The 20,681-nt window shown below is 66.9% G+C and carries 21 protein-coding genes; 8 read left to right on the forward strand and 13 right to left on the reverse strand.

Translation table 11 applies throughout. The annotated features are described in order from the left end of the window. Positions 1-51: 51 nt before the first annotated feature. The 11 genes from IFR23_RS18675 to coxB form a co-directional block, all read right to left on the reverse strand. Entirely contained in the window at positions 52-921 is an 870-nt protein-coding gene (locus IFR23_RS18675) for a class I SAM-dependent methyltransferase (protein WP_192977147.1), read from the reverse strand. After that, positions 918-2,318, reverse strand: a complete 1,401-nt coding sequence (thrC, locus tag IFR23_RS18680; RefSeq protein ID WP_192977148.1) for a threonine synthase — start codon at positions 2,316-2,318, stop codon at positions 918-920. Before thrC ends, IFR23_RS18675 begins: the two co-directional genes overlap by 4 nt. Before the next feature lie 130 nt (positions 2,319-2,448). After that, positions 2,449-3,051 (reverse strand): SURF1 family cytochrome oxidase biogenesis protein, encoded by a 603-nt coding sequence (locus IFR23_RS18685; RefSeq protein WP_342345009.1) that lies wholly within the window; start codon positions 3,049-3,051, stop codon positions 2,449-2,451. Beyond that, on the reverse strand, positions 3,048-3,431 hold the full coding sequence (locus IFR23_RS18690; protein WP_107964468.1) for a DUF983 domain-containing protein: 384 nt from the start codon (positions 3,429-3,431) through the stop codon (positions 3,048-3,050). The genes IFR23_RS18685 and IFR23_RS18690 overlap by 4 nt, the downstream gene beginning before the upstream one ends. 268 nt (positions 3,432-3,699) lie before the next feature. Beyond that, positions 3,700-4,626, reverse strand: coding sequence for a cytochrome c oxidase subunit 3 (locus IFR23_RS18695; protein ID WP_107964469.1), 927 nt, complete (start codon positions 4,624-4,626; stop codon positions 3,700-3,702). Between the two features lie 30 nt (positions 4,627-4,656). Then, positions 4,657-5,208, reverse strand: a complete 552-nt coding sequence (locus tag IFR23_RS18700) for a cytochrome c oxidase assembly protein (protein ID WP_192977149.1) — start codon at positions 5,206-5,208, stop codon at positions 4,657-4,659. Further along, complete coding sequence (locus IFR23_RS18705; protein WP_165886435.1) at positions 5,208-5,345, reverse strand: hypothetical protein; 138 nt, start codon at positions 5,343-5,345, stop codon at positions 5,208-5,210. Before IFR23_RS18705 ends, IFR23_RS18700 begins: the two co-directional genes overlap by 1 nt. Continuing rightward, positions 5,342-6,241 (reverse strand): heme o synthase, encoded by a 900-nt coding sequence (locus IFR23_RS18710; protein ID WP_192977150.1) that lies wholly within the window; start codon positions 6,239-6,241, stop codon positions 5,342-5,344. The genes IFR23_RS18705 and IFR23_RS18710 overlap by 4 nt, the downstream gene beginning before the upstream one ends. Positions 6,242-6,300: 59 nt before the next feature. After that, positions 6,301-7,791 (reverse strand): hypothetical protein, encoded by a 1,491-nt coding sequence (locus IFR23_RS18715; protein WP_192977151.1) that lies wholly within the window; start codon positions 7,789-7,791, stop codon positions 6,301-6,303. A 212-nt stretch (positions 7,792-8,003) separates the two neighbouring features. Next, positions 8,004-9,665 carry a cytochrome c oxidase subunit I gene (ctaD, locus tag IFR23_RS18720; RefSeq protein ID WP_192977152.1) on the reverse strand — a complete coding sequence of 554 codons (1,662 nt, stop codon included), beginning with the start codon at positions 9,663-9,665 and terminating at the stop codon, positions 8,004-8,006. Position 9,666: 1 nt separating this feature from the next. Then, entirely contained in the window at positions 9,667-10,821 is a 1,155-nt protein-coding gene (gene coxB, locus IFR23_RS18725) for a cytochrome c oxidase subunit II (protein WP_244655792.1), read from the reverse strand. A gap of 342 nt (positions 10,822-11,163) precedes the next feature. Here coxB and pyrE point away from each other — a divergent pair, with 342 nt between their 5' ends. The 5 genes from pyrE to IFR23_RS18750 all read left to right on the forward strand — a co-directional run bounded on the left by pyrE (position 11,164) and on the right by IFR23_RS18750 (position 15,116). Further along, positions 11,164-11,748: an orotate phosphoribosyltransferase gene (gene pyrE / locus IFR23_RS18730; RefSeq protein WP_056066243.1), complete on the forward strand. Its 585-nt coding sequence runs from the start codon at positions 11,164-11,166 to the stop codon at positions 11,746-11,748. After that, positions 11,745-12,485: a pyridoxine 5'-phosphate synthase gene (locus IFR23_RS18735; protein ID WP_192977154.1), complete on the forward strand. Its 741-nt coding sequence runs from the start codon at positions 11,745-11,747 to the stop codon at positions 12,483-12,485. Before pyrE ends, IFR23_RS18735 begins: the two co-directional genes overlap by 4 nt. Positions 12,486-12,620: 135 nt before the next feature. Beyond that, complete coding sequence (gene acpS / locus IFR23_RS18740) at positions 12,621-13,055, forward strand: holo-ACP synthase (protein ID WP_056066237.1); 435 nt, start codon at positions 12,621-12,623, stop codon at positions 13,053-13,055. After that, positions 13,052-14,044, forward strand: coding sequence for a signal peptidase I (gene lepB / locus IFR23_RS18745; protein WP_192977155.1), 993 nt, complete (start codon positions 13,052-13,054; stop codon positions 14,042-14,044). Before acpS ends, lepB begins: the two co-directional genes overlap by 4 nt. A gap of 1 nt (position 14,045) precedes the next feature. Then, the gene (locus IFR23_RS18750; protein ID WP_192977156.1) at positions 14,046-15,116 is read left to right on the forward strand and encodes an AI-2E family transporter; all 1,071 of its coding nucleotides are present in this window, start codon (positions 14,046-14,048) and stop codon (positions 15,114-15,116) included. Between the two features lie 164 nt (positions 15,117-15,280). Here the strand turns inward: IFR23_RS18750 and IFR23_RS18755 are convergent, their stop codons facing one another. Beyond that, on the reverse strand, positions 15,281-16,345 hold the full coding sequence (locus IFR23_RS18755) for a glycosyltransferase (RefSeq protein WP_192977157.1): 1,065 nt from the start codon (positions 16,343-16,345) through the stop codon (positions 15,281-15,283). Positions 16,346-16,491: 146 nt separating this feature from the next. Between IFR23_RS18755 and IFR23_RS18760 the strand changes: the two genes are divergently transcribed. The 3 genes from IFR23_RS18760 to IFR23_RS18770 are packed head-to-tail and all read left to right on the forward strand — an operon-like array spanning position 16,492 to position 19,117. Beyond that, positions 16,492-17,424 (forward strand): hypothetical protein, encoded by a 933-nt coding sequence (locus IFR23_RS18760; RefSeq protein WP_192977158.1) that lies wholly within the window; start codon positions 16,492-16,494, stop codon positions 17,422-17,424. Further along, positions 17,421-17,936 carry a DUF2141 domain-containing protein gene (locus IFR23_RS18765; protein ID WP_192977159.1) on the forward strand — a complete coding sequence of 172 codons (516 nt, stop codon included), beginning with the start codon at positions 17,421-17,423 and terminating at the stop codon, positions 17,934-17,936. Before IFR23_RS18760 ends, IFR23_RS18765 begins: the two co-directional genes overlap by 4 nt. Further along, positions 17,933-19,117 (forward strand): glycosyltransferase, encoded by a 1,185-nt coding sequence (locus IFR23_RS18770; RefSeq protein WP_192977160.1) that lies wholly within the window; start codon positions 17,933-17,935, stop codon positions 19,115-19,117. The genes IFR23_RS18765 and IFR23_RS18770 overlap by 4 nt, the downstream gene beginning before the upstream one ends. On the opposite strand, the gene IFR23_RS18775 is transcribed toward IFR23_RS18770, so the two are convergent. After that, entirely contained in the window at positions 19,059-20,492 is a 1,434-nt protein-coding gene (locus IFR23_RS18775) for a DUF2029 domain-containing protein (protein WP_192977170.1), read from the reverse strand. The two genes, IFR23_RS18770 and IFR23_RS18775, sit on opposite strands and share 59 nt — an antisense overlap. Positions 20,493-20,681 lie beyond the last annotated feature (189 nt).

Here is a 20,681-nt window from a genome sequence, read left to right on the forward strand (position 1 = left end):
CCTTTCCAATTGGGCCCCGGCCTTCGCCGGGGTGGTACTATGAGGGCGAGTTCAGCGGCTCCAGCGGGCCCAGATTGCCGTCGGTAATACTAGGCCACGCGCTTCTTCGCGGACGCCGAGTTCGCCGACTTCGACCTTGCCAGGCAGATCGGCAAAAACCTGGTTCAGCAACTCACCGATCGCCAGCGCCGACATCCGCACCGCGTAGACCGTCAGGAACAGGAACCGCGAGTTCTCGTCGAGCAGTTTGCGGCAGTCGGCGATCAGCTTGGGGAGGTCTTCCTCGAGCCGCCAGACCTCGCCTTCCGGACCACGCCCGTATTTCGGCGGATCGAGCAAAATCCCGTCATATCGCCGCCCCCGCCGAACCTCCCGCGCGACGAACTTCGCCGCATCATCCGTCATCCAGCGGATCGGCGCATCGGCCATGCCCGACAGTTTCGCGTTGGCCTTGGCCGCCTCGACCGACTTCTTCGACGCATCGACGTGGACCATGCGGACGCCCTTGGTCGCCATCGCCAGCGTGCCGACGCCGGTATAGCCGAACAGGTTCATGCATTCGGGCGAGTCGAGCCCCGCGACGCGCTCGCGCATCCAGCTCCACACCGGCGCCATGTCGGGGAAGAAACCGAGGTGGCGGAACGGTGTGGTCTGCGCGGTGTACGACACCTCGTTCCACTTGAGCGTCCAGCCTTCGCGCGGCACGGGCTCCGAAAATTCCCAGCGACCGCCGCCGTCCTCGTCGGAGCCGGGGACGAATTCGCCCTGTGCCTGCCAGTCGGCCGAGGCGGGCGCCCACATCGCCTGCGGCTCGGGGCGGATGAAGCGGAAGCGGCCATAGCGTTCGAGCTTCTTGCCTTGGCCCGAGTCGATCAGGCCGTAATCCGCCCAGGGTTCGCCGATGAGGGTTTCCAGCTTCATGCCGACGGCTTCGCGCGCTCGGTGATGTAGGCGGTGATCGCCTCGAAGGTCGCAGGCAGCGTGGCGTAGCGCTCCTCGCGGTCGAACAGGTCGCCCACGCGGGTTGGTAGCGAGGGACGGACGCCCGTTGCACGCTCGACCGCGTCGCCGAACTTGGCCGGATGTGCTGTCGCGAGCGTGACGATCGGTACGCCGGCGGGGACTTCGGTGCGCAGCGCGGCGGCGAGGCCGATCGCGGTATGCGGGTCGATCACTTGCCCGGCATGCTCGTGCGCCCAGCGCATCGCCAGCGTCATGTCGTCGAGATCGATGCGCTCGCTCTGGAAGAGGGCCGAGGCGCCTTGCGATTGCGCGTTGGTCAGGCGCATCGCTCCCGATGATTCGAAGCCACCCATTTGCGCCGCCAGCGCTGCACCGTCGCGGTCGCCGAGGTCGAACAACAGGCGTTCGAAGTTCGAGCTGACCTGGATGTCCATCGACGGGGTCGGGGTCTGCTGGACGCCGCCCTTCGAATAATCGCCGGTGCTGAGCGCGCGGTGGAGGATGTCGTTGATGTTGGTGGCAACCACCAGCTTGGCAACCGGCAGCCCCATCTTCGCCGCGACATAGCCCGCGAACACGTCCCCGAAATTGCCGGTCGGGACCGCGAACGCGACCTCGCGATCGGGCGCGCCGAGGCGGACCGCGGCGTAGAAGAAATACACCACCTGCGCCATCAGCCGGGCCCAGTTGATCGAGTTCACCGCCGACAGCGCGAACTTGGTCGAGAAGGCGCGATCGTTAAACATCGCCTTCACCAGTGCCTGCGCGTCGTCGAAGCTGCCCTCGATGGCGATGTTGTAGACGTTGGGGCTGAGCACCGTGGTCATCTGGCGGCGCTGCACGTCGGAGATGCGGCCGACCGGGTGGAGCATGAAGATGTCGATGCCCTCGCGCCCTGCGACCGCGTCGATCGCGGCCGAGCCGGTGTCGCCGCTGGTCGCGCCGACGATCGTCAGGCGCTTGTCCGTGCCGGCGAGGAAGCGTTCGAAGAACAACCCGAGCAACTGGAGCGCGACGTCCTTGAACGCGAGCGTCGGGCCGTGGAAGAGTTCGAGCAGCCACTGGTCGTGGTCGAGCTGAACGAGTGGCGTCACGGCGGCGTGCGAGAAGCGGCCATAGGCCTGATCGCAGAGCGCCTTCAGTTCCTCGCGCGTCATCGCGTCGCCGACGAACGGGGCCATCACGGCGACCGCGGTGTCGACGTACGACAGGCCCGCGAGCGTGGCGATCTCGTCGCGGGTCATCGTCGGCCACGCGTCGGGAAGGTAGAGGCCGCCATCGGAGGCGAGGCCGGCGAGCGTCGCCGCTTCGAAATCGAGGATGGGCGCCGAGCCGCGGGTGCTGATGTAACGCATGGCCAAGCGGTTAGCGGCCTGAGCGGAAGGGAACAAGCTGCACGCTTTCCGTTTTCCTGCGAACGCAGGCATCCAGGGTTACGCAGGAATGCGCGTGCTACCCTGAGCTCCTGCGTTCGCAGGAGAACGGCTAGCGAGGCCGGCGCCGTAGCGCGAGGGTGTAGATGATCGCGGCGATGGCGGCGAAGAAGAACCATTGGCCGGCATAGGCGAGGTGGTTGTTCGGGACCGAGGCGATGTCGGGCTTGCCGTTGGGGTTGAGGCCGGCTTGCGGGGTGTCGGCGACCAGCATCAGGCGCTGCGGGGTGTGATCGAACAGCGATCCGATCAGCGAACGGCCGTCGGGCGCGTGGCTGATGTAGCCGGAGACTTCGCCGCCGGTCCACGCGATCTTGGCCATCGGATCGCGCGTGGTGCCGAGTTGGACGACCATGCCGGGGCCTTCCGCGCCGGTGCGGCACTCGGCGATCGCGCGGAAGCCGGATTTGCCGGCGCCGGCGAGCTTGATGGCGGTTGGTTGGAGGCAGAGGCCCGAGGCGCGGCGGAACAGCAGCGTTTCGTCGGGGAAGCGCGGGAACGCCATTGGCGGCTTGGCGGGATTGGCGGCGAGCTGCGCGAGGAACGCTTCCTTTTTGGGGAGGCGGTCGAGCAGTTGCCACAGGCCGAGCGCGATCATCGCCGCGATCGCGAGCGTGACGAGGATGGTCGGGATTGTCGGAATGCGTCGTGTCACGGGTCGATTCGGCCTTCGCGGGCTGCGTTGCGGTATTCGGCGGACATCAGCGCGCCCTTTGCCGCGCGGAGCGAGAGAACGACCCCGCCGGCGGTGAAGGGAATCCAGATAAGCATGTGCAGCCAGAGTGGCGGGTGGACTTTGAGTTCGAGCGTGATCGCGAGGGCTACGACGAGTGCGCCGAGGATAAGGGTCAGGAATGCGGCAGGGCCGTCGCCGACGTTGAACTTGCTGAAGTCGAGACCGCAGTTCGGGCAACGGTCGGCGAAGTTGGACCATTTGGCGAAAAGGGTGGGCTTGCCGCAGCGGGGGCACAGGCCTTTGAGCGCGACCTGGGCGATCGTGGGGGCGTTGGCGAGCGGGTATGGGTCTTCGGTCATGCGGTCAGCGCTATCCCTTGTTTCCCCGCGAAGGCGGGGATCCAGACTGGGCTACCGCCTTCGCGGGAGAACAAGGTAAGGGGGCGACCTTTGGTTCGCGTCCAGGCCGCATCCAAAACCGCTACCACCCCGGCGAAGGCCGGGGCCCAGTTGGGGGACGTTGCTGACGGAGGACGGCGCTTCGCTACTGCGACCTTGCCAACTGGGCCCCGGCCTTCGCCGGGGTGGTGGCTACCGGGGTGGTGGCTCACCCCAAAACTAGCAAAGCTCAACCGCCGTGGACGGGGGCGCCCCAGCCGCCCCAGACATAGACGGTGACGAAGAGGAACAGCCACACGACGTCGACGAAGTGCCAGTACCACGCCGCCGCCTCGAAGCCGAAATGCTGGCGCGGGGTGAAGTCGCCGCGATAGGCGCGGACCAAGCAGACGATCAGGAAGATCGTGCCGATGAGCACGTGAAAACCGTGGAAGCCGGTCGCCATGAAGAACGCCGCGCCATAGTTGATGCCCTTGAACGGGAAGGGTGCGTGGACGTACTCGTACGCCTGGATCGAGCTGAACAGCGCGCCGAGGATTACCGTCAGCCACAGGCCCTTGAGCACGCCGTCGCGGTTGCCGACGCCGATCAAGCCCCAGGCCCCCGTCTTCTCGCCGCCGCGCTGGTTGTGGATCAGCGCGTGGTGCGCCCACGTCACCGTCGTACCCGAGGTGAGCAAGATCAGCGTGTTGAGCAGCGGCAGTTCGAACGGGTTAATAACCGTCAGGCCCTTGGGCGGCCACTGCGCGACGATCGCCGCGCCGCCTTCGACCGCACGCGTGACGCTGCCGTCGGCATAGGTCATCGCGGTCGGGAACAGCGAGAAGTCGAAGAACGCCCAGAACCAGCCGACGAAGAACATGACTTCGGAGGCGATGAACAGGATCATGCCGTAGCGGAAATGGAGCTGGACGACGGGGGTGTGGTCGCCCGCGTGCGCTTCCTTGATGACCTGCGCCCACCAGCTGTAGAAGGTGAAGAGCAGCCCGGTGAGGCCGATGAAGAAGATCCAGCCGCCGCCATTGGGCTTGTCGATATGGCCGCCGTGCATCCACATGATGCCGCCGACCGCCATGATCAGCGCCGAGAACGATCCGACCAGCGGCCAGATGCTCGGCGGCAGGATGTGGTAATCATGGTTCTTGGCGCCGGCCATCGGTACTCCCCTATTTTCTTTGGCGTCGTTCTAGCTGGCTGTTTTCGCAGAATCCACCGAGTAAAACGTATAGCTGAGCGTGATCGTCTGGATATCGGCCGCGTCGGGGTCGGTCAGGATCTTCGGATCGACGAAGAAGATCACCGGCATCCGCGCGGTCTCGCCGGGCTTGAGCGTCTGCTGGGTGAAGCAGAAGCACTGGATCTTGGTGAAATACTTGCCGGCCTGCGCGGGTTGGACGTTGAACGTCGCGGTGCCGGTGAGCGGCTTGTTCGACGTGTTCGTCGCGGTGAAGAACGCCATGTCGCGCGCGCCGACGTCGATCGTGTCGGAGCGATTCTCGGGCACGAACTTCCACGGCAGCTTGGGGCTGACGTTGGTGTCAAAGTCGACGGTGATCTTGTGGTCGACCGCGCCGGGGGCGGCTAGCCCGCGGTTGGTGGTGCCGTTGAGCCCGGTCGCGGCGCAGAACAGCCGGTAGAGCGGCACGCTAGCCCACGCGAGCCCGGTCATGAAGCAGATGAAGAGCACCGCGAGCGCCGCGGTGCGGTTGGTGCGCGACATGGCCTTCCAGCCAGCCATCAGTGCGGCATGCCTGCGCGGATCTTGGCGATCGAGATCGCGAAGACGAGAATGACGAACGCACCGAGGAGCAACGCCATGACGCGGGCGCGACCGCGTTGGCGGCTGCGGATCAGGTCTGGATCGGGCAGGCTCATGCGAACCACCGATCGACGACCAGCGCGCCGAACATCACGAACAGATACAGGATCGAGTATTTGAACAAGGCCTTCTCCGGTTTCATCGCATCGTCGGCATGCGTGGTGCGCTTCGCGACGCGGACGGCGAGCAACGCGAACCAGCCGGTCAGCAGGACGGCCGCGACGCCGTAGATCGCATCCGTCAACCCGAGCGGCCAGGGCAGGATCGCGACCGCCGCCATCGGGATCGTATAGAGCCCGATCTGCGTCCGCGTGGTGCGCTCGCCCGAGACGACCGGGAGCATCGGCACCCCCGCGGCGGCGTAATCGCTCTTCATGAACAGCGCGAGCGCCCAGAAATGCGGCGGGGTCCAGAGGAACACGAACAGGAACAGCAGCACCGGCAGCAGCGCGACGTCGCCGGTCGCCGCGGCCCAGCCGATCAGCGGCGGGAACGCGCCCGCGGCGCCACCGATGACGATGTTCTGTGGCGTACGACGCTTCAGCCAGACGGTGTAGATGAGGACGTAGAACAGGATCGAGACGGTCAGGATCGCAGCGGCGACGATGTTCACCGCGACGCCCATGAACAGGACGGAGAATGCGCCGAGCCCGACGCCGAAATGCAGTGCCGCCTGACGGTCCATGCGGCCATCGGGCAGCGGGCGCTTCTGCGTGCGGCGCATGACCGCGTCGATGTCCGACTCGTACCATTGGTTGAGTGCTCCCGCTGCCCCGGCGCCGAGCGCGATGCAGAGGATTGCGGTGAAGCCGATCACCGGGTGCACGCCGACCGGGGCTGCGAGCATGCCGCAGAGTCCGGTGAAGACGACCAGCGTCATCACGCGTGGCTTGGTCAGCGCAAGGAAATCGCGCCAATGCGCCGGTGGCAGGAGGGGGGTGGCAGGAGTCATGGTTCGGGTATGCTATACGCCTTGCGGCGAGCGTCGGAAACCCTTCGCGTCGTGGCGGTTCAAGGGGTTGGCCGGGCGACGTGGATCGCCGCGGTATCGTCTGCGTAGATTCGTCGCCATGCCGGATCGTGATCGAGCCGCTTCGCCAGCGGCGAGTGCGGCGGCAGGATCGTCCAGCCGAAATGCCACTTTGCATTCGCCGCCCGCCAGCGCGTCGCATCGCCAGCTGCTATGGCGAAATAGTCGAGTGCGAAGGTATCGCCGTACATGTCGGATCGGCCGTCGATATAGGGGCGGATACCGGCAAGAATGAGCGGTCCGCCAAAGCTGTATTCGTTGAAGACGCGTGCGTCGCGCAACGACGGCGGCAGGTGCTGCAAAGCCGTTGCGGGGATGCCTTCGCTGTCGGTCCGCACGACCGGGACCGCGACCCGGTATGCCGTGAGCGCGATTGCGAGCAGCAGGACCAGGCCGCCGATCAGACGCGTATCGCGGCGAGCCGTCGCCGACTTGGGCGCGGCGGCAGTTGCGGGTGTCCAGGCTGTCCCGAGCGGCTGTGCCAGTATCAGGACGCCGACGATGATCAGCACGCTCTCCTGCCGGGTATGCTGCAAGGCCAGATGCAGGACGCCCAGCAGAAGCAGCAGGCGAACGGGCGGTATGCGGACCGGCTTGGCGAGCAGGAAGAACAGCGTCGCGAGAAGGATCGCCTCGGGGGCGGCGAAGGTGGAAAAATTGGCGGGCTGCCATTCGCCGAGATGTGCCAGCAGTTTCAGGCCGTTGACGTAGAACGGAAAGACGAAGCCGCCGAAACCCGCCGGTGTCGCCAGTGCGGCAATACCGGAACACGCGCCGAACACGCCCCAGCCGACGATGACCGCGCGGCGATCTGTGGGGGCTGCGGCGATCAGGGCTTCGAGCGCGAACACCGCGGCGAGCGCCAGCCCGAAGATGAAGCTGCCATGCGCGTTCGCCCAGACTAGCATCAGCGGCACGAGGACGAGCGGCGGTGCCCGGCCGCGTTCGCGCGCGTGAAGAAGCGCGATCAGCCACCTAGCCAGCAGCGGGAGGGCGAGGATGTGCGGACGCGCGAGCAGCGACGGCGCAATACCCGGCGCTGTCAGCAGCAGCGCGACGATGCTCGCCCGGATACTTATCCAGCGACAGAGCTGGGAGGTGACCAGCGCGTAGAGCGCCGCCATCGCTGCGCCGGTCAGCAGGTTCAGCCCGGTCCACCCCGCCGCGCGGTAGCTCGCGTACATCGCCAGTTCGGAGAGCCATTCATGCGCTACCCAGGGGCGCCCTGCGGCGGTAAACGAAAAGGGATCGTGCGTCGGGACGCTGCCGTTCGCGACGATCCACGCGCCGGTCGCGAGATGCCAGCCGGTGTCGCCGTCGAGCAGAAGCGTCGGGAGGACGATCGTGAATGCGAACGCCGCAAATCCGACGAGCAGTGCAAAGATCGCGCGCGGGGTGGCGATGGTCGTGGTTGCGACCTCAGATGCGGGTGCGGGCGGGGCCGGAGGGAGGATGCTTGGCGACGTCGTCATGAGGGAGGGATAGCGCGATTCTCCTCCGGAAAGATGAATCTGGTTTTGCTGGCGCCGGGCGTGTCGGTGGGGGACGCTCGACGAAAAAACGCCCCGGGTTTCCCCGAGGCGTCTTGTTCTCCTGGCTGGCCCGACACGGGAGCAAGTCCCGTGTCGTCGGACGCGGCGTTGCCGCGCCGGCCGGGCGGGGGCCTGATGGCCCTTTCTCCGCCTCAGTCGATCTTCGGCAGCGTCTCGAACTGGTGGTACGGCGGCGGCGAGGAGATCGTCCACTCCAGCGTTGTCGCGCCGTCGCCCCAGGGGTTGTCGCCCGCCTTCTTGCCGGCCGCCAGCGACCAGATCAGGTTGACGAAGAACACCACCATGCCCGCGGCCATGATCATGTAGCCGACCGAGGCGACCGTGTTCCAATGCTCGTACTCGGGCGTGTAGTCCGGGATGCGACGCGGCATGCCCTGCAAGCCCAGGAAGTGCATCGGGAAGAACATCACGTTCACGCCGACGAAGAACACCCAGAAGTGCAGCTGGCCGAGGAACTCGTTGTACATCTTGCCGGTCATCTTCGGGAACCAGTAATAGAACCCGGCGAACAGCGAGAAGACCGCGCCCAGCGACAGCACGTAGTGGAAATGCGCCACCACGTAGTACGTGTCCTGCATGTAATCGTCGATGCCGCCGTTCGCGAGCACCACGCCGGTCACGCCGCCGACGGTGAACATGAAGATGAAGCCGATCGACCACACCATCGGCGTCTTGAAGGTCAGCGAACCGCCCCACATCGTCGCGATCCACGAGAAGATCTTGATGCCGGTCGGCACTGCGATGACCATCGTCGCCGCGGTGAAGTACATCTTGGTGTTCACCGACAGACCCGTCGTGAACATGTGGTGCGCCCACACGACGAACCCGACGACGCCGATCGCGACCATCGCATACGCCATGCCGAGATAGCCGAAGACGGGCTTGCGGCTGAACGTCGAGATGATCTGGCTGACGATGCCGAAGCCCGGCAGGATCATGATGTAGACTTCGGGATGACCGAAGAACCAGAACAGATGCTGGTAGAGGACGGGATCGCCGCCGCCGGCCGGATCGAAGAAGGTCGTGCCAAAGTTGCGATCGGTCAGCAGCATCGTGATCGCGGCGGCGAGCACCGGCAGTGCCAGCAGCAGCAGGAACGCGGTGACCAGCATCGACCACACGAACAGCGGCATCTTGTGCAGCGTCATGCCGGGCGCGCGCATGTTGAAGATCGTCGTGATGAAGTTGATCGCGCCGAGGATCGACGACGCACCCGCGAGATGGAGCGCGAGGATCGCCATGTCGGTCGACGGCCCGGGCTCGCCGTACGTCGAGAGCGGCGCGTAGAGCGTCCAGCCGTTACCCGCGCCACCGAAGAACGGCGAGGCCAGCAGCAGCGTGAAGGCGGGGATCAGCAGCCAGAACGACACGTTGTTCATGCGCGGGAACGCCATATCCGGCGCACCGATCATGATCGGCACGAACCAGTTGCCGAAGCCACCGACCATCGCCGGCATGACCATGAAGAACACCATGATCAGGCCGTGCGCAGTGATCAGCACGTTCCAGAGATGGAGCGATTCGTCGAGGCTGGCGGGGCCGCCGTGAAGCATACTCGCCCAGCCCTGGAGATACTGGATGCCGGGATGCGCGAGCTCGGCACGCATGAGCCCCGAGACCGAGCCGCCGATGATCCCCGCGACGATCGCGAAGATCAGGTACAGCGTGCCGATGTCCTTGTGGTTGGTCGACATGAACCAACGCGCGAAGAAACCCGGCTTGTGATCGGTATCGTGATGGTCGTGCGCTTCGTGAGACACGAAGGCCGACGGGGTGAGAGCGGTGTCGGTCATCTTACTGTCCCGCGTTGCCGGCGCCGGCCGGGTTTGAGGTGGCGCCCTGCGTCGTCGCAGGGGCTGCGGTGGTCACATTTTCCACGGGGCCGGTGGCGTTGGCGGTTTCCGCGGCCTCCTCGACCTTCGCCGCGGAGCCGTCGGCGCCGGGCTGCGGGATGACCTTGTCGGACGCCTTGCCGGGGGTCGGCATCGTGCCGCCCTTGGCCTTGACCCATGCCGCGTATTCGGCGGGCGGAACCGCCTCGACCGCGATCGGCATATAGCCGTGGCGCGCGCCGCAAAGCTCCGAGCACTGGCCGAAGTACAGGCCGGGCTTTTCGATCGTGAAGCTGGTCTCGTTCAGGCGACCGGGGATCGCGTCGAGCTTGATCCAGAACGCCGGGACTGCCCAGCTGTGGATCACGTCGTTCGAGGTCGTGATCAGGCGGATCGGCACGCCGACCGGGAGGACGATGCGGTTGTCGGTGGCGAGCAGCTTGGGGCCGTCGGCATCGGTGCGCGGACGCTCGCCGGCGGCGACGTCAGCCTTTTCCTTCAGCATGTTGGCGGTAATCTCGAACCCGCCATTGTCCGGATACTGGTAGGTCCAATACCATTGGTTGCCGATCGCCTTCAGCGTCACCGCACCCGACGGGGCCGGCTTGAACTGGGCTTGCAGCAGACCGATCGACGGGACCGCGATCAGGACGAGGATCACGACCGGCGCGAGCGTCCAGATGATCTCGATGAAGGTGTTGTGGCTGGTCTTCGACGCGACCGGGTTGCGCGCCTTGCGATAGCGGAACGACACCCAGAAGAGCAGCGCGAGGACGAACAGCGAGATGATCGTGATCGTCGGCACCAGGATCGAATTGTGCATCCAGTGCGCGAACTGGCCGTTCTTGGTGACCTGCGGCTGGAGGCCGAACAGGCCGTCGGTCGGCTGGCCGATCATCGGCTTGACCGTCATCGCGGGCGCACCGTCCATCGCGAGCTCGGGGCTGGACGGGTTGGCGGTGGGCGTTGCCGCGGCGGTCGTCGGCGCAGTGTTCGACACGCCCCCCGGAGCGGCAGCGGCTTGCGGTGCGGGTGCTGCTGACGTCGGCGTGGCAGCAGGCTGGGCTGCATGCCCGGCGACGCCACCGAGACTCGCCAGTGCGAGCCCCGCTGCCATCGCAAATCCTCTCATCCCCATCTTGCGCATCGTTTTTATTGACCCCGGTTTACTGCGAACCCGATTCCGGACGCGCGGATGTCTGCTTATGATTTGGGAAGAGCTATACCCAGCGGGGGGGCTCGCCTCAAGCCTTGTCTGGCGTTGGCCTCCTAAGCGCCCGCCCTAACCGCCCGTCATCCTGACGAAAGTCAGGATCCAGGGTAACGAACAGTATCGCTCTTGGCTCTGGATCCTGACTTTCGTCACGATGACGGCGGGTATTAAGCCGCCGGTTCTCGTTGCGCGTGGTTTCGTGCGCTCGTATCAGCGCGGGCAGACCATTTGGAGCGATGACCCGCGATGACCGAAGACGACGTGCTCGCCGAATTCCGCGCTGCCGAAGCGTTGCTCGAAGGGCATTTCATCCTGTCCTCGGGCCTGCGCAGTTCGCGCTACCTGCAATGCGCGCGGGTGTTGATGGACCCGGCGCGTGGTGCCCGGTTGTCGGAGGCGCTGGTGGCGTCGATCCCGGCGGAGTTGCGGGCGCAGATCGATATCGTCGTCTCGCCAGCAATGGGCGGCGTGATCGCCGGCCACGAAATGGGCCGCGCGCTGGGTGTCGAGGCGGTATTTCTCGAGCGGCCCGACGGCGTGTTCGAACTGCGCCGCGGGTTCCGCTTGGCGCCCGGCCAGCGCGTGCTGATGATGGAGGACGTCGTCACCACCGGGCTGTCGTCGCGCGAGGCGATCGCGGCGATCGGGCGCGCGGGCGGTGTGACGGTCGCGGCGGCGGCCTTGGTCGATCGCTCGAACGGGACGGCGGACCTAGGCGTGCCGTTCTTCCCGCTGATCCGGCTCGACGTGCCGACCTATCCGGCGGATGCGTTGCCGCGCGAACTCGCCGCGATCCCGGCGATCAAGCCTGGAAGCCGGGCGGCGGCATGAGCCCCTCCGGCAACGACCACCTGCGCCTTGGGGTGAACATCGACCACGTCGCGACGGTGCGCAATGCGAGGGGGGCGGGGTATCCCGATCCGGTGCGCGCGGCTTTGGTCGCGGCGGCAGCGGGGGCGGACGGCATCACCGCGCATCTGCGTGAGGACCGCCGGCACATCACCGACGACGATATCGCGCGGCTATCGGCCGAGCTGACGATCCCGCTCAACCTGGAGATGGCGGCGACGGACGAGATGCTCGGCATCGCGCTGCGTCACAAGCCGCACGCGGCGTGCATCGTGCCGGAAAAGCGCGAGGAACTGACCACCGAGGGCGGGCTCGACGTCGCCGGGCATTACGACCGGATGGCGCGGCTGGTCGATGCGCTGGCGGGAGCGGGCATCCGCGTGTCGCTGTTCATCGAGCCCGACGCGAGGCAGATCGAGGCGGCGGTCCGGCTCAAGGTGCCGGTGGTGGAGCTGCACACCGGGCTGTATGCGGAATTGTCGGGCGAGGCGCGGGTGGTGGAGCTGCGGCGGCTGAGCGACGCGGCGGCGTTGGCGGCGAAGAACGGCATCGAGGTGCATGCGGGCCACGGGCTGACCTACGACAACGTCGCACCGATCGCGGCTATCCGGCAGGTTCGGGAGTTGAACATTGGGCACTTCCTTGTTGGGGAAGCTTTGTTCGTCGGACTCGGCGAGGCGGTTCGGCTGATGCGTGAGGCGATGGATGCGGCGCGGTAATCCTCCCCGGCACGGGGAGGGGGACCATGCGCAGCATGGGGGAGGGGGCCCACCGCAAACGTATCGCTCGTGGAGCCCCCCCTCCACCCCGCCGCTTCGCGTCGCGGTCCCCCTCCCCGTGCCGGGGAGGATTTCGTGATCATCGGGCTCGGGTCCGACTTGTGCAATATCGAGCGGATCGCGGCGTCGGTCGAGCGGTTCGGCGAGCGGTTCGAGCAGCGGGTGTTTACCGATGTCGAACGCGCGAAGGCGGCGCGGCGGCCGTTTACCAAGGCCGGCACGCTGGCGAAGCGGTTCGCGGCCAAGGAGGCGTTTTCGAAGGCGGTCGGGACCGGGTTTCGGGCAGGCGTGTTCATGCGCGACATCGGCGTGGTCAACGCCCCCAGCGGCGCGCCGACGTTGGCGCTGACCGGGGGCGCCAAAGCGAGGCTTGACGCGTTGACCCCCGAAGGCCACGCCGCGCGCGTGCATCTGACGATGACCGATGATCATCCGTGGGCGCAGGCCTTCGTGATCATCGAAGCTATACCTCTGATATCCCCGGACATGCGCCAGGATACGAACCGATGAAGGACGCGGCGTTGGACGGCAACGAGTTCCCCGAAAAGCCCCTCGCGCAGACCCCCCTAGCGCAGACCGCGGCCGATACCGCGCCACCGGCCGGCACCACACCGGAAACGACACGCCGCCGCGGCACCGACTGGTGGGGCGAAGTGAAGGGCATCTTCTGGCTGATCCTGGTCGTGCTCGGCTTCCACAGCTTCATCGCCAAGCCCTTCTATATCCCCAGCGAATCGATGCTGCCGGGCCTCCGGATCGGCGACCGGCTGGTGGTGACCAAGTTCGCCTATGGCTGGTCGTTCGTGTCGCCGACGATCCCGAACCCGGTCGCGATCTTCAAGGGCGTGGTGCTGCGCCAGCAGGAAGACAGCTGGAGCGTGTCGCTGCCGTTCATTCACGGTCGCCTGTTCGGCTCGCTGCCGACGCGCGGCGACGTGGTGATCGTGACGCCGCCGGGGACGCATAACGACTATATCAAGCGCGTCATCGGCCTGCCCGGCGACAGACTGGCGGTGCGCGGCGGCATCGTGTTCCTCAACGGCGTCGCGGTGAAGCGTGGCCCCTTGCACGACACGCTGATCCCGGTCGACACCAACAGCCCGTGCAGCGAGATCGACTATCCCGGCGCGCGCGAGACGCTGCCCGACGGTCGCGAGATGTGCCGCCTGCCGACCTATACCGAGACGCTGCCCAACGGCCGCCGCTACGAGACGATCGATCTGGAATCGGACAGCCAGGGCGACAATTTCGCCGAGATCACGATCCCCGCGAACCATGTCTTCCTGATGGGCGACAACCGCGATCGCTCGGCCGATAGCCGGTTCGCGCTGAGCCAACTCGGTCTTGGCGGTCCGGTGCCGTACGAGAATCTCGGCGGCCGTGCGGAGTTCATCACCTTCAGCCTCGACGGCGATGCGACGTTCAATCCGCTGAGCTGGTGGAGTTCGCTGCGCCCGGATCGCGCGGGCACCTCGCTGCATCCCGCCAAGGTGAACTGAGATGGCCGAGACGAAGACCGTCGACGAGCTCAGCCCGGTCGAGATGCGCGATCCGTTCCTGCGCAAGGAACTGAAGCGCGCGATGATCTGGCTGGGCTTGGCCTGCGTGATCGCGTTGCTGATCGTGCTGGTGCAGCCGTTGCTGATCATCTTTGCCGGCGTCGTGTTCGCGGCGTTGCTCGATGGCGGTGTGCGGCTGCTCGGGCGGGTGCTGCCGATCGGGCGCGGCTGGCGGTTGCTGATCGTCGTGCTGCTGACGTTCGCGTTCCTCGTCGGCACGTTCGTGCTGACCGGCGTGCAGGTGACCGAACAGGTGACGCAGCTGCGCTCGACCCTGGAATCGCAGGCCAATCGCTTCACCGGCTATCTGACCTCGCAGGGGCTGATGCCGGGCGCGTCGGACGTCAACGGGATCGTCAAGCAGGCACTTGGCTCGGTCGGGCGCGTGACGTCGTGGGTGGGCAGCGCGATCGGCGCGATCACCAGCATGTTCATGATCCTGATCCTCGGGCTGTTCATCGCGATGGACCCGGGGACGTACTCGCGCGGGCTCCAGTGGATGGTGCCGCTCGATCTCCGCCCCGAGTTTGCCAGGACTTTGGTCAAGATGGGCGCGACGTTGCGGCGGCTGCTCGCCGGACGCCTGCTCGGGATGGCGGTCGAGGGTGTCGCGAGCGGCATCGCCTTGGCGGTTGGCGGCGTACCGATGGCGATGCTGCTAGGCATCATTGCCGGGATTTTGGCGTTCATTCCGAACGTCGGCGCGATCGTGACGGGCGTGCTGATGGTCGCGGTCGGGTTCAGCGCGGGTGTCGATACGGGCTATTGGGCGATCGGCACGTACCTCGTCGTGCAGACGATCGACGGGTATGTGATCGTGCCGATGGTCGCCAAGCGCACCGTCGATCTGCCGCCGGCGTTGACCTTGGGTGCGCAGATCCTCGCGAGCGCGCTGTTCGGGATTTTGGGGCTGGCGCTGGCCGATCCGATGACCGCGATGTTGAAGACGGCGCTGGAGCGACGGTCTGAGCGGGAAGAGGAGAAGGCGGCGGACCATCAAGCTACGGCCTGACGTTCTCCTTGCCACTTGTTCCGGGTTCAAGCTCCCTTCCCGTCATCCTCGCGGACGCGGGGACCCATACTGGCAAACCTCGGAGGATATGGGTCCCCGCGTCCGCGAGGATGACGGGAGGTGGGGGCAGGGGACGTCAATGGGGCGGGTAGTCGGGCAGGACGTTACCGCCTTACCAATTGGTCAAAGAGGATAAGGTAGCGGTCGGCGGAGTCCGCCCCGGGTTGGGGCACCGGCACCGGTCGTTGCGCAGTCGGCGCGAGCCACGCTTCCAGCGCTGCGACCAATGCAGAAGCGTCATCCTTCGCGATGACCGTCCCACGGTCCGTCCGATCAATAATCTCCGCTACCGCTGCGCTCGAGTCGGTCGAGATCACCGGCGTCCCGACCGACAGTGCCTCGCGCAGCACCCCCGGTACGCCTTCGTAATCCGACGTCAGCACCAGTACCGCGGCGCGGGCCATGACCGGGAGCGGATCGCTGCTGTGGCCGAGCAGGAGGACGCGGCCCCCCAAGCCGAGCGCGTGGATTTGCGCTTCGATCGCCCCCCGCTCGCTACCTTCGCCGAGGATGACGAGCGGTATCGTCTGGTCCGCCAGCATCGGGAGCGCGGCGATCAGGCGGTCCCAGCGCTTCTGCGGTTCAAGCCGGCCTACGCCGAGAATGAAACGTTCAGGCAGGTCTGGCAGCGCGCCCGGGATCGGCACCGCTGGCGGGTTCGGAATCACGCTGGTTCGCCCGATCATCCGGGTCGCCAATGCCGCCCCGTCCGCGGTCGCCGGCGTCATCGCAACGAGGTGATCGAGGAAGCTCCCGTGGCGCGCCAGCCAGACCTGGTGCGCAGCGTGCATCAGGCGGCCGTGATCGGCGCGCGCAGGGGCGTTGGACATCTTCGCGACGATCGGCGGGCACGTCCTGCCGAGTCGCAGCCGGGTCCATGCCGCGATGCCGGTATAGAAATTACCGGGGCAAAAGATCACGTCCGGCGCCAAGCGACGCACGACCCCCGGCAACGCGAGCAGCCGCGAGGGCGCGACGATCTCCAGACCTTCCGGCAGTTCCGCCGCCAGCGGCCCCGAGATATTCTCGATCGCCAGCGTCACGCGCCGCCCCGCCGCGAGCCACCCGCGTGCGAGGCGCAGTTGCGCGCGCTCGACCCCGCCACCGCGCAGATCCTCGGCATAGGTCAGGATGTGCCGGGCGGTCGGCGGCTCGCTCACGGGTGACATATGGGGGTCATCATACTGCGCGATGGATAAAGCGGAGATCGCGACCGAATGAAACCGACTTTGCGTGCACGCACATCGACGGGCGGCTATTGGGCCGGCCGACAGACGGTGGAGCGGCTTGAGAGCGATTGGTTGAGGACAGGCAATTGAACACGCGTGCGAAGTCGACCGAATCCGAAGGCTATGCGGATATCGCGCGCGCCGGGCTCGAGCCGCTGAAGGCGCTCGGCAGTCGCTGGCCCGCGATCATCGGTGCGGTGCTGACGCTGGCGATGATCGTCGGACTGGGGCGCGAACTGCTCGGGCATGGCCTTGCCGGGCTGTCGCGCTCGGTGCCGCAGGATCCGCGCTTCTATCTGTGCTTCGGCCTGCTCTACATGTCGCCGCCGACCGGGGATTACGTCATCTTCCGCCGGCTCTGGGGTATTCCGCTCGGTGGCCTCGTCGCGCTGATCAAGAAGCGGATCGCGAACGAAGTCGTGTTCGGCTATTCGGGCGACGCGTATTTCTACGCCTGGGCGCGGGCGAAGGCGCGGATGGTGGCGTCGCCGTTCGGTGCGGTGAAGGACGTGTCGATCCTGTCGGCGATCGCGGGCAATGCGGTCACGCTGCTGCTGGTGGCGATCGCGTTGCCGCTGGGCCGGCACCTGCTGACGCACGACCAGTTCCGCACGGTGCTCGCGTCGGCGGGCGTGACGCTGGCGATCTCGCTGCCGTTCCTGATCTTCTCGCGCCGCGTGTTCTCCCTGCCGCGCGCGAAACTGTGGTGGGTGTTCGGGATCCACTGCATCCGGTTGCTGTGCGGATCGGTGCTGATCGCGTTCGCGTGGCATTTCGCGCTGCCGGGCGTGCCCGTGGGGATGTGGCTGTTCCTTGCAGCCGGGCGCCTGCTGGTGTCGCGCCTGCCGCTGGTACCGAACAAGGACCTGCTGTTCGCCAACGCCGCGATCCTGTTGATTGGGCAGGACCAGGCCTTGTCGGAGCTGATCGCGTTTACCGCCGCGCTGACGCTGCTGGTGCATGTCGCGCTGATCATCCTGTTCGGCATCCACGCCGGGCTTACCCGGTTACGCGCGTGATCCGCGCCTGTGTCGCGCTGGTCGCAATCGTTGCGCTTGCAGGTCCGGCCGGGGCGCAGGTGCTCGGTAGCGATGCGGCGGCGTGTCGACCGGGCGAGGGGCCGGCGATCACGGTGGAGGTCACGGGGCTGAAGGATCGTACGGGCGAGTTGAAGCTCGAACTCTATCCTGATGACGAAGCGGGCTTTCTCAAGGACGACCACGTGCTGATCGCGGCGGGCAAGACGTTTCGGCGCGTGGTGGTGCCGACGCCGCCGAACGGGGCGCCGATGTTGTGCATCCGAGTGCCGCGGCCGGGCCGCTATGCGCTGTTGCTGACGCATAATCGCGACGGGAAGAACAAGTTCAGTTTCTGGACCGATGGTGCCGGGTTCGCGAGCAACGTGAAGCTAGGGCGGTCGCGGCCGAAGGTCGAGCAGGCGCTGGTCGAGGTCGGCGCGGGCGTAACGACGGTGCGGATCACCGTGCAGTATCTGCGCGGGCTCGGTGGCTTTGGGCCTGTCACGCCGTGAGGATCGTCGACGTCAACGAGTTCTACTCGCCGACCGGCGGCGGCGTGCGGACCTATGTCGATCGGAAAATGGGGATCATGGCGGACATGGGCCATGAATTGATCGTCGTCGCGCCGGGCAAGGAAGACCGCGTCGAGGAGCGGCCCGGTGGCGGGCGGATCATCTACCTCAAGTCGCCGGGCATGCCGTTCGATCGCAACTACGGGTTGTTCTGGGACGAGGGCGCGATCCACCGCGTGCTCGACGATCTCGATCCGGACGTGGTCGAATGCTGCTCGCCGTGGCGGCCGGCGTGGTTCGTCGGCGACTGGCAGGGGCGGGCGGTGAAGGCGTTCTTCATGCACAACGACAATATCGCGGCCTATGCGCAGCGCTGGTTCGCCGGCGTCGCGAGCCACGACCAGATCGAGCGCGGGTTCGCCTGGTACAGCCGATACATGCGGCGCTTCCTGGAGAAATACGACGTCGTCGTCACCAACGGCCCAGCGCTGGAGAAGCGGTTGCGCGCGCGCGGGCTGCGGATCGATGCGGCGATGCCGCTGGGGATCGAGCGCGGGCATTTCTCGCCGGACCTGCGCGATGCCCGGTTGCGCGCGGCGTTGCTGCGACAGTGCGGCTTGCCCGAGGACGGGATGCTGCTGCTCGGGCTCGGGCGGCATCACGGCGAGAAGCGCTGGCCGCTGGTGGTCGATGCGGTGGCGCGTGCGGGAGCGACCCTGCCGGTCGGGCTGGTCCTGATCGGTGCGGGTGCGCAGACCAAGGCGATCCAGCGGCGGATCGGTGGCTCGCCGCATATCCGGATGTTCGCACCGGTGTATGATCGCGAGCGGTTGGCGCGGATCATGGCGAGCTGCGATGCGCTGATCCACGGGTCGGAGGCGGAGCCGTTCGGGCTGGTCGCGTCGGAGGCGATGGCGTCGGGCCTGCCGCTGATCGTGCCGGATACAGGCGGATGCGCGGAAGTCGCCGACCCTTACGCCAGCGAGCTCTACGCGGCGCGCGATGCGGAGAGTGCGGCGGCGGCGATCGGACGGTTGTTCGCGCGGGATCCGGCGTTGCTGCGGCGGGCGGCGGCGGTGGCGGCGCGGCATGTCCGCAGCGACCGCGAGCATGCGGTGGAACTCATGGACTATTATGCGGGGCTGGTCGCGGCGAAGCACGGCGTGCGACGTACAGGGTGAATCGCGTGCCGGGTACGGCAACCGGGCGATAGCCGTGGTTTCGGGCGTAGGCGGCTAGGACTGCATCAATCCGATCGTCACCGCTGCTCCAGGCGCCTTCACCGCCGGTGAGGATGGCGGACGGATAGCCGAGGAGATGCGTCCGGGCCTGCGATACGAGGTGGAGGGCGTACTCCTGACGGGCGTCGAGCAACGCGGTGCTACGGAAGTAGAAGGGGCCAGTGGCGAGGCGCCGGTCGATCGCGCGGCCGGGGAGGAATTGCGGGGAGAGCGTCGCAACCGGGCCGGTGACGTGTTCGCGGTCCAGAGTCTCGCGTACCACGGCGGCGTCTCGCATCGCATCGAGCATCGGGATGCGGCCGCTCGCGACGGCCTCGACGGTTGGGGCGAGTCCGGCGCAGGCGAAGACGACCGCAGCGATCCGCATGGCCTTGCCGGGCGGGTGCGCGTGCCAGACTAGCGCGAGACGCACGAATAGCGCCGGCAGCACTGGCAGCAGATATTGCCGCCATGTCGGCACCGGCGCGAGCGCGGCGATCAGGCCGGCGAGGATCAGCAGGTCGAGGATCAGGTGCCAGCGTTGCCGCCTGCCGGTGGTGGCGACGATCGCGAGCAGGGCTGGGCCGAGTGCGAGGAACTTGAGCGTGTCGATGATCTTGGCGGTGTTCGACAGCTTCCAGGGGCGGGCCTGGTACCATTCGGTTGGTGCCTGGCCGGGAAAGGCGAGGACGCCGAACAGGAAGCCTTCGGGCGATGCGGCGAACAGCGCCAGCGTGAAGAGCGCGAACGGCATTGCGCCGAGCAATGTCCACCACGGGCGGCGGTCGGCGCGGAACAGCGTCCAGATACCGTAGGTCAGCGCGGGGAGCGCGTAGGAGATTTTCGCGGTGGCGGCGGCGGCGAGCAGCGCGCCGATCAGGATCGCGTCGCGGCGGCTTGCCTGGTCGCGGGCGGTGCGGACGATCGCGGGGAGGGCCAGCGCGAGGCAAGCGGCGGGGAGCGCGTCGTTGCGGGCCGTGCCGATGCTGAAGAGGAGGATGTCGCAGGTGGCGAACAGGGCGGTTGCGATGGTTGCGGTGCGCGTGCTGGCGCCGCCGATGCGGGCGGCGCGGTGGACCGCGGCGATGGTGGCTGCGCCGAGGAGGGCGTTGGTTATGCGGAGGGCTGGCCAGGTCCAGATGCCGGCTAGCGCTGCGATCGGGGCGAAGAGATAGGGTTGGAGCGGGGTCTGGAGGTAGGCGAAGTCTCGGTAGGGGAGCAGGCCGTGCGCGGTGAGAAGGGCGGCGGCAACGTACTGGCTTTCGTCGTGATCCACGGGGCGGAGGAGCGCGAGGGCGATGAGGACAACCGCTAGCGTTGCGACCACCAAAAGCATGTTCACCCGCGAAGGCGGGTGTCCAGTCTGGGCACCCGCCTTCGCGGGTGAACAATTTTGGGGAGCGGTGTTCTCCATCACTCAGCCCCACCCCGCTTGCTACCACCCCGGCGGAGGCCGGGGCCCAATTGGGGGACGGTTATGACTGAGGGTGGCGGTTCGTTACCACGGCCCTCCCAATTGGGCCCC

Source organism: Sphingomonas sp. CFBP 13603 (genome assembly GCF_014892665.1).
GTDB lineage: Bacteria > Pseudomonadota > Alphaproteobacteria > Sphingomonadales > Sphingomonadaceae > Sphingomonas.

Bases quoted from the DNA above. Each gene is read 5' to 3' on its own strand.
- IFR23_RS18675 (WP_192977147.1), bottom strand. From the start codon at position 921: ATGAAGCTGGAAACCCTCATCGGCGAACCCTGGGCGGATTACGGCCTG.
- thrC (WP_192977148.1), bottom strand. From the start codon at position 2,318: ATGCGTTACATCAGCACCCGCGGCTCGGCGCCCATCCTCGATTTCGAA.
- IFR23_RS18690 (WP_107964468.1), bottom strand. From the start codon at position 3,431: ATGACCGAAGACCCATACCCGCTCGCCAACGCCCCCACGATCGCCCAG.
- IFR23_RS18695 (WP_107964469.1), bottom strand. From the start codon at position 4,626: ATGGCCGGCGCCAAGAACCATGATTACCACATCCTGCCGCCGAGCATC.
- IFR23_RS18700 (WP_192977149.1), bottom strand. From the start codon at position 5,208: ATGGCTGGCTGGAAGGCCATGTCGCGCACCAACCGCACCGCGGCGCTC.
- IFR23_RS18705 (WP_165886435.1), bottom strand. From the start codon at position 5,345: ATGAGCCTGCCCGATCCAGACCTGATCCGCAGCCGCCAACGCGGTCGC.
- IFR23_RS18710 (WP_192977150.1), bottom strand. From the start codon at position 6,241: ATGACTCCTGCCACCCCCCTCCTGCCACCGGCGCATTGGCGCGATTTC.
- IFR23_RS18715 (WP_192977151.1), bottom strand. From the start codon at position 7,791: ATGACGACGTCGCCAAGCATCCTCCCTCCGGCCCCGCCCGCACCCGCA.
- ctaD (WP_192977152.1), bottom strand. From the start codon at position 9,665: ATGACCGACACCGCTCTCACCCCGTCGGCCTTCGTGTCTCACGAAGCG.
- coxB (WP_244655792.1), bottom strand. From the start codon at position 10,821: ATGGCAGCGGGGCTCGCACTGGCGAGTCTCGGTGGCGTCGCCGGGCAT.
- pyrE (WP_056066243.1), top strand. From the start codon at position 11,164: ATGACCGAAGACGACGTGCTCGCCGAATTCCGCGCTGCCGAAGCGTTG.
- IFR23_RS18735 (WP_192977154.1), top strand. From the start codon at position 11,745: ATGAGCCCCTCCGGCAACGACCACCTGCGCCTTGGGGTGAACATCGAC.
- lepB (WP_192977155.1), top strand. From the start codon at position 13,052: ATGAAGGACGCGGCGTTGGACGGCAACGAGTTCCCCGAAAAGCCCCTC.
- IFR23_RS18750 (WP_192977156.1), top strand. From the start codon at position 14,046: ATGGCCGAGACGAAGACCGTCGACGAGCTCAGCCCGGTCGAGATGCGC.
- IFR23_RS18755 (WP_192977157.1), bottom strand. From the start codon at position 16,345: ATGTCACCCGTGAGCGAGCCGCCGACCGCCCGGCACATCCTGACCTAT.
- IFR23_RS18775 (WP_192977170.1), bottom strand. From the start codon at position 20,492: ATGCTTTTGGTGGTCGCAACGCTAGCGGTTGTCCTCATCGCCCTCGCG.